8 protein-coding genes are annotated in these 5,254 nt (G+C 41.2%); 2 read left to right on the forward strand and 6 right to left on the reverse strand.

The annotated features are described in order from the left end of the window. Positions 1-24: 24 nt before the first annotated feature. From HOO90_RS08170 to HOO90_RS08195, 6 genes are read right to left on the reverse strand one after another with little or no spacing between them, the layout of a single operon-like run. Positions 25-1,704 carry a Mu transposase C-terminal domain-containing protein gene (locus tag HOO90_RS08170; protein ID WP_292841934.1) on the reverse strand — a complete coding sequence of 560 codons (1,680 nt, stop codon included), beginning with the start codon at positions 1,702-1,704 and terminating at the stop codon, positions 25-27. Further along, positions 1,689-2,114 carry a hypothetical protein gene (locus tag HOO90_RS08175; RefSeq protein WP_292841936.1) on the reverse strand — a complete coding sequence of 142 codons (426 nt, stop codon included), beginning with the start codon at positions 2,112-2,114 and terminating at the stop codon, positions 1,689-1,691. The genes HOO90_RS08170 and HOO90_RS08175 overlap by 16 nt, the downstream gene beginning before the upstream one ends. A 5-nt stretch (positions 2,115-2,119) precedes the next feature. After that, entirely contained in the window at positions 2,120-3,172 is a 1,053-nt protein-coding gene (locus tag HOO90_RS08180) for a hypothetical protein (RefSeq protein ID WP_292841938.1), read from the reverse strand. Continuing rightward, complete coding sequence (locus HOO90_RS08185; RefSeq protein WP_292841940.1) at positions 3,162-3,419, reverse strand: hypothetical protein; 258 nt, start codon at positions 3,417-3,419, stop codon at positions 3,162-3,164. Before HOO90_RS08185 ends, HOO90_RS08180 begins: the two co-directional genes overlap by 11 nt. A gap of 2 nt (positions 3,420-3,421) precedes the next feature. Next, positions 3,422-3,688 carry a hypothetical protein gene (locus HOO90_RS08190; protein ID WP_292841941.1) on the reverse strand — a complete coding sequence of 89 codons (267 nt, stop codon included), beginning with the start codon at positions 3,686-3,688 and terminating at the stop codon, positions 3,422-3,424. Between the two features lie 29 nt (positions 3,689-3,717). Next, positions 3,718-3,903 carry a DNA-binding protein gene (locus HOO90_RS08195; RefSeq protein ID WP_292841942.1) on the reverse strand — a complete coding sequence of 62 codons (186 nt, stop codon included), beginning with the start codon at positions 3,901-3,903 and terminating at the stop codon, positions 3,718-3,720. A 90-nt stretch (positions 3,904-3,993) separates the two neighbouring features. Between HOO90_RS08195 and HOO90_RS08200 the strand changes: the two genes are divergently transcribed. Next, the gene (locus tag HOO90_RS08200) at positions 3,994-4,425 is read left to right on the forward strand and encodes a helix-turn-helix domain-containing protein (RefSeq protein ID WP_292841944.1); all 432 of its coding nucleotides are present in this window, start codon (positions 3,994-3,996) and stop codon (positions 4,423-4,425) included. Positions 4,426-4,447: 22 nt separating this feature from the next. After that, entirely contained in the window at positions 4,448-5,068 is a 621-nt protein-coding gene (locus HOO90_RS08205; protein WP_292841946.1) for a hypothetical protein, read from the forward strand. Positions 5,069-5,254: the final 186 nt, after the last annotated feature.

Below are 5,254 nucleotides of genomic sequence, written 5' to 3' on the forward strand. Positions count from 1 at the left end.
ATGTTTAAAAAATTACTTAAAAAATTACTCGGTTAAATCTAATATCAAAGGCTGGTCATCATCAATCTGCGTAAACTCACCATCAAAACTTAAGGCATTATCGGCAACTGCTTCGGCATCAATCACAATGCCATTTCTCGCTTTAATCTCAGCAATCTGTTTTTCTTTACGGTTAATTGCAGCTAATTCAGCTTTGTTGCGCTTATCTTGTAAGAATGAATCACTGACAATACCAACTGTTTTTATTAGAGGCGCATCGCATATTAAAAAACCATCTAAACTACGTATAGTGACTAATTGATGATTAAAAATATCTAGCTCAACCAATACAGATTTACCATTAAATGCAATCAAATCTGGGTGCATATATTTCCTGCTCTCAATTTGAATAATTGCGCGTTGCACTATGCGCTGTTTAGATGGCCGCGCAATCTCAATGGCAGTTGCATAGGGCGGTATTGGCTTTAATGTTCCCCAAGCTTGAGCACGTGTGATTGACTTATCATTTGCTGCAGGCCGTTGGTGGTAATCATCACGCAGCCACGCATCATAGGCTGCAACTAACTCTGCTAAACTTGGCAGTTGAAGCTTGCCAGCTTTGACTAAACGTGTAGTCTCATTTAGCCAATCGGCTGACATATCTGGCCCACAATAAAAGTGCGGCATCCATGTTTTGCAAAAATCATCGCGTACTACCTTGTGATAGCGCTCAATTTGCCCTTTACCCTTAGCATTTTTTGGTAAAGATTTAATCACTGCTTGCACACCAGCCCTAATGAGATAGCCTGATACATCATCATTTGCTAACTTGTTGGTGTAACCTGATCCACGGTCAACATAATTCAGTGGGGGTACATGATTATGTTTCTCAATCATGCTTGCCCAACCCATCATTACATCGTAGCTACCTTCGTTTGCCATCACAGCATAGCCAAATAGATAGCCTGTTTTAATATCAATCGCATGCATAAACTCAGGCCGCCAAATATCGCCTGTCATTGGGTCGGCAATATAAGTATCAAAGCGGTAACCATCAGCCATGATAATTTCACCAACTAATACATCATTGGCATGGCGTTTTACATAGGGTGCTTCACGTTGGCTAAACAAGTGTTTACCTATGCGTTCTGGGCTATTTACAGCCAAGTGGGTAGGTAGTTTATTTAAATAATTTCGCACTTGGCCTATACTCACTTCAATGCCATGTTTACGTTTTAAATCACGCGCTACAGTGGCGGCATTGGGTTGCCCTGGTATATTGTAAATTTGCAGTGCTAAGCCTTCCCAGCCTTGTGTTTTATGTACTCTGAACCAATGCTTACTAGCTAATCCTTGGCGGCCATGCTTTTTATACTTATCAATCCAAGCAAAAATTTGTGAGCGTGAGTGCATCTCTTTAGCACCTACAGAAAGCATTAGTAAATCTTCTTTTAATTTGGCATAAATAGGGTTTATTACTTGCCCTAAAACATTAACTTTAAGGTTTTCATATGCATTATTTAAAGCGATACCTGCATTATTTTTTTCAATTAAAAATTTACAAATCCGCTCTTTAGCATCAATCACATCAATATATTTCTTAGGCAATCTAGCTATATCGCCATGTGCTGCATGCTTCATTAGTTCTTGCCTCGTTGCTAATCTATCGCTATTGACTAACTGCAAATTGCCACGTGTAATCAATTGTTTTACGGGTTCAAGCATATTGTTCTCCCAAACCCAGCCATTACTGCAGAATCTACCAAATGCAGTGGATAGTTCCAACGCTCATCAAATAACCATGGCTCTTCAGCGGCCTTCCACTGTTGCAAGTAGCGTTTAGTTATAAAATCATCTTGCAAATTTAAAGCAACAATTGCCTTAAACTCCCATAGCTGCAGCGTGTCGCCATTATCAAAATAACCAACAGATGTATTTTTAAACTCACGCTGACTCAAATGCTTTAAATCAATGACCCATGCTATGGCTTGCAACTCCGTCATGCCATTATGCTCACATAGGCGTATTGCCAAAGCCGCTGTTTGCTTCATCAAGGCTATATGCTGCGCATCTGCTGGCACCAAATCCCAAAGTACGCGGTGAGCCATTAACTTATTATTTGAGAGTAGCTTCATCATCATTACCCCTTATTTTTACCGCCCGCTGGTCTACCGCGTTTTCTATCACCGCCATCGGCTACATGGTCACCATAAGCTTCACTTTTACGTGTTGCTACTCGTAGCTCAAGCTGCGCTTTAACACGCTCAAAGCTATAAATAGTAGCTTGCCTTTCTTCTTGCGTTAACTCGTCAAATACATCGGGCAATAGCGGCATATCAATCTTAGTTTGGCTACTAATAGATTCATAAAGCATAGTCACCGCTTCTAGCGTGGCACTTACTGCCATTAACACCGCACGCTCGCGCGCATTTTTATCAGCCTCATTTAGTGCAACTTCACTATCAACTAATGCCCACTGGCGTGCTATTTCATCGCAGGCATAGCCAACGAGTGAAGCATTTGCCATACTCTCAGAGCGAATATTGCGCGTGACCAATGCCAAGCCTTCACCACGGGTAGCCCTTTTTAAAGTCAACTCACTAGTCTCTAGCCTCTCCTCGGTGTCATTCAGCACCTTTTCAATACGGTCACGGCGCTTATGCTCCTCTTCCATATCATGCTCAAGCAGCTTGGTTTTGGCTTCTAAGGTAGATTTTTCTTTTTGGTACTTAGCTACAAGCCCATCAACCAAATCAATCAGCTGGTCTTTGTCACCTGACTTTGCGGCTTCAATTAGGGCTGTTTTTTCGTCATCAGGAAGTTTGCGTAATGTGCTAATTTGCCTGACAGTAAAACCAGTATTTTCTAGGGTAGTTGTTACCTCTTCGCTTAAAGCTTCATGATTAAGTAACATCTCATCTGCATAGCTCCGTGAAACACCAATGAGCTTGCAAGCATCTTCCCAGGTGCCGTTAAGCACTTCACCGCTAGGCATCACATAACCTTTTAATTCACGATAAATTTTGTTTTCTTTTATATAAGCTAGCTGCGTAAAACTGACGATGTCGGCAATTTTTGAAAGCGCGCGTCCAGCCTGAATGCGGCCTACAAGCATTCCTAAAGTTATGTTACTGCCGACCATCGGCAGTTTTTGAGAATCATCCCCTTCAAAAATTTCAATTTCATTCGCCATCTTTTATTCTCCCCATTAGCTCATTTGTAGCCATACCAACCACAACAAGCTCGCGGGACAATATAGCCAGTGATGGCAACATTTCTCGCAAATAAGCAGGTGGCAACTCATCCCAATATTTAGCAACCGTTGAAATCAAACCCGCACCTGCCAAACCAATGCTTGCTTCAGAAAGTTCAGGCCTTGATGCTATTTCTGATAGAACCCTACACACACCGTCTCTTGCCTCCTCAAGTGTTTGCGCCATGATTAAGCCGCCTCTTTCAAACCAAGGGCTACTGCTGCACGATGAGATTCGCCATACTTACCACGGCCAATACCATTTAAAACAGATTGTGCAGTTCTATAGTTAATGTTTATTTCTTCACAATGTTGGCGTAATGTTTTGCCTTGTTTAGCTAAATTTTCTCTTACTTGGTCTGCGGTCATACCCATAGCATCTACTTTAGGAGCTATGCTTAATTTGTAATTAGCAAACCCAACTGAGTGGTTCATATCAATATTAGTTGTTCTCATGATGTAATCCTTAAAATAGGTTAAAATTACTATTGATTAGGGTTAGGTTTTAAACCAAGTGCGACTTTAATTCTATGTGGTGTGCCATAAGCACCACGCGATAAGCCGTTGAGTACGCGATAAACGTCGCTTGGGTTAAAACCATTTTTTTTTGCCCAGTCAGAAACTGGAATGCCTTTGGCGGCGAAGTCGTCTTTTATTTGTTGAGGGGTCATGCGTGGCTCCTTTGTTTGACCTGTTAATATAACAACTTAGTTGTTAAGTGACAATTTAATTGTTTTATATTCTCATGTCAAGGATTATTTATGAATTATTTTGAAGAGGCTGCATTGCGGCTAAAACAGGTATTAAAAGTATCAGAAGACCAAGAGGTCGCAGCATTACTTGGGTTAAGTAAGCATGCATGGATGGGTAGGAAAAAGCGTAGTAGCTTTCCTGAAACTGAGCTGCTAGCACTAACAGCTAAACGACCTGAACTTAATATTGATGTGCAATATGTCATTCATGGTACAAAAACCATGCAGAAAACCATTAACATTGCGGAGCTTGAGGCGGAAGATATTGCATTCTTGAAAGCCGTAGATAAACGCTTGACGATTCTTAATTTATCTAGTCATGCCGCAGAGGCTAAGTTTGAGTTACCACAAGGGGCTATTACTAAAATACTAAGTGGCGAAAGTCCAAGGCTTTCCATTGCTAGAAAAGTATGCAATGCGCTTGATCTTAAGCTGATTTAACCGACCTTGACTAAGGCAAGCGATGAGTAAAAAAGATGATGATAGTCTAGGGGCTTTACTAGTAATTGCCATAGCAGCTATCGTGGCAGTAGGGGCCGTTCTGCTATGGCTAGGTAAAATTCTTTATCGTGGCTATCAAGCCTATCAACTAGAAAATAAAACTAAGCCAATCACAAAATTACCAGAAAATAAGCCATATTTATCTAGCCTAAATGTAGCAGAACCCCAATTAAATACAATCAATGACCCTTGGTATGAGCATTGCTTAGCTATTGAAGCTGCATGGATTCGCAAAGACTACGACTGGGCAAGATTGCAGTTGCAAAAAATTGCTTATGGCATGGTTGCTAAAGATGTGACTGATGGGCAGCGTGCTGAATTTACAAAGCTTATGACAATGTTTGCTCAAGAAGACCCACTTTATAATGAGATCATTAGCCAAGTAAAACCACTCATACAACAACAGCCTGGAATTATTCAAAGCTCGGTTTACCCATATTTTCAGAATTATGATCAAGAAACCATTCGTTATGTACTATATTTCGCTCACGAGTTGGGTGATATTTACCGCATTAAAAAAGGGCGTAGCTATGAACTATACCCAGCAGGGCAAACAATTGATGGAGAAATAATCAATGACTGACCAACTACCACCATTCACTTTGTCTGTTGATGGTTTAGTGCTTCGCACGGTGGGTAAATAAACCCCTTTTACCCACCCTACAAAAACTGACCATCAGCAAGTCTTACCCAATCCCCTAGCCCACCCCTTTCACCCGCGAAACATTTCACGCATTAAAACCCCTCACGCGTGCGCGTACAGTTGCAC

Origin of the sequence: Methylotenera sp. (genome assembly GCF_013141425.1) — a bacterium.
Classification (GTDB): Bacteria; Pseudomonadota; Gammaproteobacteria; order Burkholderiales; family Methylophilaceae; genus Methylotenera.

Excerpts from the sequence above, each read along its gene's own strand:
- HOO90_RS08170 (WP_292841934.1), bottom strand. The coding sequence starts at position 1,704 with ATGCTTGAACCCGTAAAACAATTGATTACACGTGGCAATTTGCAGTTA.
- HOO90_RS08175 (WP_292841936.1), bottom strand. The coding sequence starts at position 2,114 with ATGAAGCTACTCTCAAATAATAAGTTAATGGCTCACCGCGTACTTTGG.
- HOO90_RS08180 (WP_292841938.1), bottom strand. The coding sequence starts at position 3,172 with ATGGCGAATGAAATTGAAATTTTTGAAGGGGATGATTCTCAAAAACTG.
- HOO90_RS08185 (WP_292841940.1), bottom strand. The coding sequence starts at position 3,419 with ATGGCGCAAACACTTGAGGAGGCAAGAGACGGTGTGTGTAGGGTTCTA.
- HOO90_RS08190 (WP_292841941.1), bottom strand. The coding sequence starts at position 3,688 with ATGAGAACAACTAATATTGATATGAACCACTCAGTTGGGTTTGCTAAT.
- HOO90_RS08195 (WP_292841942.1), bottom strand. The coding sequence starts at position 3,903 with ATGACCCCTCAACAAATAAAAGACGACTTCGCCGCCAAAGGCATTCCA.
- HOO90_RS08200 (WP_292841944.1), top strand. The coding sequence starts at position 3,994 with ATGAATTATTTTGAAGAGGCTGCATTGCGGCTAAAACAGGTATTAAAA.
- HOO90_RS08205 (WP_292841946.1), top strand. The coding sequence starts at position 4,448 with ATGAGTAAAAAAGATGATGATAGTCTAGGGGCTTTACTAGTAATTGCC.